The sequence below is a fragment of the Dysgonomonas sp. 511 genome (assembly GCF_010501105.1).
In the GTDB taxonomy this organism is placed as follows: domain Bacteria; phylum Bacteroidota; class Bacteroidia; order Bacteroidales; family Dysgonomonadaceae; genus Dysgonomonas.
Genome location: NZ_QVMQ01000066.1, coordinates 1 through 3159, shown reverse-complemented (window position 1 = coordinate 3159; position 3159 = coordinate 1). Strand labels below are relative to the sequence as shown.

Annotated in this window: 3 protein-coding genes; all 3 read right to left on the bottom strand. The window is 33.7% G+C overall.

Annotated features, from left to right (window positions below):
• Window positions 1-92: 92 nt before the first annotated feature.
• From D0T57_RS15155 to D0T57_RS15145, 3 genes are read right to left on the bottom strand one after another with little or no spacing between them, the layout of a single operon-like run.
• Window positions 93-1286, bottom strand: coding sequence for an ATP-binding protein (locus D0T57_RS15155; RefSeq protein ID WP_163274314.1), 1194 nt, complete (start codon window positions 1284-1286; stop codon window positions 93-95).
• Window positions 1270-1830, bottom strand: coding sequence for a hypothetical protein (locus D0T57_RS15150; protein WP_163274313.1), 561 nt, complete (start codon window positions 1828-1830; stop codon window positions 1270-1272). Before D0T57_RS15150 ends, D0T57_RS15155 begins: the two co-directional genes overlap by 17 nt.
• An 8-nt stretch (window positions 1831-1838) precedes the next feature.
• Window positions 1839-3026, bottom strand: a complete 1188-nt coding sequence (locus D0T57_RS15145) for a hypothetical protein (protein ID WP_163274312.1) — start codon at window positions 3024-3026, stop codon at window positions 1839-1841.
• Window positions 3027-3159 lie beyond the last annotated feature (133 nt).

The window sequence follows — 3159 nt, the reverse complement described above, 5'->3', positions numbered from 1 at the left end:
GAACTTTAGTTTTTGTTTTTCAATCGACTTATAGTCGACACTCACACGAATTTTATTCGTAATTTAACCTATGGATTTTCAATCCATAGTCGTTAAGTTCTGATATTATTGAAATCATTTTTCTGATTTTCAAACTGTTTGAAAATGGCTTCGTATTTTTGATTGACCTCCTCGAACTTTGATGTCAGCAACCGTTGTTCTTCTTCCAGATTTTGCTTGTTTTTTTCTTGTGTTCCTTTTTGAGAAACTCGACGCAGTATTTCGGTAATATTTAATCCTTTGTAATATTTTTCTTTCTCTTTAATATCTTCTAATTTATTGGCTAAGACGCTGATTTCTCCGTTCAACTTGTCCTTTTTGGACTGAAAGCGAGCATCTACTACGCTCTCCTTTTTCTCAACCGTTTGTTTTCTCTCAATTTCCGACTCTTGCTTTTTCATCTCTTTTGGAAGCATAATGACTGCACCTTCCCATGCGAAATTGAATTCCGCAGTCAATTCCGTCATTTCATGTTCCAAAAAACGAATGGAAGAAAGCGCATTTGTTATCCGTTCCGCTTGTTTACGGATAATAATTTCACCTTTTGCATTTTTATCCGACCATTTTCCAATGTCATTCAGTTTAGCCTCAAAGTCTTTCAGGTGATTGGCGTAATTCGTCAAATCAACTTCCACATCCTCTTCATTCAACGATTTGATAATGGTCTGTTTGATAAACTCGGCATCTAATTTAGAATTGAGGAATACATTCTGAATCGTTCGTGGAACGTTCTGATAATTCTTGCTTTCCAGCAATGCATATTTTTTGAATTCGGAACGAAGTCCTGCGTTATTGCCGTAAAGAATATCCTTGTATTCTTCATAACGGTCTATTTTTCTGGTTGAACGAATGTTTTTTCCTAACGATTCCCGAATATAGTCCCAACTGCCAAATACTTGTCCGCTACTGTCAATAAAATGTTTTTTATCGTAAACCGTATCAAAGAAACGGAAACAAACACGCCCTTGTTGTTTGTAAGCCAATACGCAATAAGCTTCCGTCTCCTTTTCTACTTCGTAAATAATATAAGAGTTAATATATGGGAAGTAATATTCGTCAAAATTTTTCTTTTCGCACGAAATGCCTAACTTTAATTTATCTGCATTATAAAAGAACAGAATTGCACGTAATAATGTGCTTTTTCCAACTCCCTGCGTGCCGATAAAATGGACATTTCCATCCAGGCTTATTTCCGAATATTTTACGGAAGCGCTATTGATAAATATGATTTTATTCAGGTATCTCATATTTTACTTCCTCAGGTATATTGATAGATAAAACCAACTGCTCCAAATAATGGAAAGCGGCTGTTACTTTATACATTCGTGATATGGGATTTTCCTCCTCCACGAAACCTTCTTTTTTCAAGATTTCCATTATTTTTTCGATGCTTTCATCATATTTTTCTTTTTCGGTATATTTTTTCAATCCCATCAATTTATCTTTCAATTCGGCATCTAAATTAAGGCGCACAGAGATATCCGAAGATGTAAACCGAAAACCCGAGCCGAACGAACTATTGAAACTCTTTACAAAATCAAGAATATCAATCCATTTCATTGCTTGCCGAAGTTTTCGTTCAATATCCACTTTGTTTTCCATGCGGACAAAATAAAAGTATTCATCTCCTCTTGTCAGAAAAAAGCGAATAGCCATAAAATAATCATATAACTCATCGAAGTTCTCATCAATCACAAGATATAATCGACGCAAATTCTCATCAACACTATTGGACGAAATGAATTGTCCTTTACTTAGTATTTCGAATATTTCTGCGGTTTGTTTAATCATTGTTCTTTTTATTTAGGATAAACCATAGCATATTCAATATTTTCATGTACATTGAACGTTTCTGAAACAATCAGTTCGTTTTCATACTGTGAAATGAGTTGGCAATACAATGTTACTCTTTCGTTAAAATCCACTTCGTGTTGGAAATTATAGTTCAAAATAAAATCGAATAAATGATTTCCCGAAGCTGTAAAACGATTTTTTACTTCTTCGAGATTGATGAACATCATTTCTTCGGCTTCCACATCCAAATATTCATCCGAAATAATTTCGGCCATTTTTTGCCGAATGTTGGCTTGAATTTTAATGCTTTCAAATACTTTTTGAATTAAAGCCAATAACTCATCATCTGTTTGCAGTCGGTCAATGGATAATTTCAATGGATAAGCCGGATTTGATTCAAAAACAACAGCATTATTCTCTGATAGAATTTTTCGGATATCCGTTTTGCTCTCAAGCTCAAACTGGTCTTTCAGATATTTGATTTGCCTCAACTTTTCAAGGAACCGACTTTGATATTTTATTTGATTCAGATATTCGATAATCTGCTTCTGTATTTCTATCAGATTATGTCTGCATTCGTTTAACTGTCGTTTCAGCAATGTTTCAATACGATTCAGTTCTTCGTCGTAAGCAATTTTGAAGAATGTCAGCTCTTCTTCTGACAACAACCGCTCCGTAGCATGGATAAGCGTAGAAATATCCTCCCGCTTTTTATCCAAGAACTCCAGTTTGCTTTTTTTGTTTTTATAGTTTGGCTCGTTTTTGAAGGTATTATCTGTATTACGCTTCAAATCAATAACATTGCGCACTGTGATATTCCCGATTTTGCGAATAGAGTTTTTAATCGTTTTGAGGTAAGTGTATTTCCGAGTTTCATTATTCTCCTGTAGATAATAAAGAATATGCTGCTTTACATTTTGAATGCTTTCGTTGATATACGAAATGTTAATTTCTTCATTTATTGCTAACACTTGCTCAAAAAACTGAAGATATAAGTCGTCTAATTCCAAAAAACCTTCATTTTGACGAATTACAGCATGGTCTATCAGAAACTGAATGTGGTCTTCATCTGTAAATTCAAGAGCAAAATCATACTTATAAGCCATTGTTCGCTTCGCAAACATTTCCGCAAATAAATCCTTATGCCTGCTCAACGCATTAATAAGTTCTTTTATGGAATAGAAAGTATTCATTTACTGATATTCTTTATTGCATGAGAAAATATGATTTTTATTTTTCAAGTTCGCTAGTTAAAACTATGTACTTTAGTACAAGGCTTTAGCTTCTATAAATGTTTAAAATTCTATCTTTGTAACGTTTATGGAA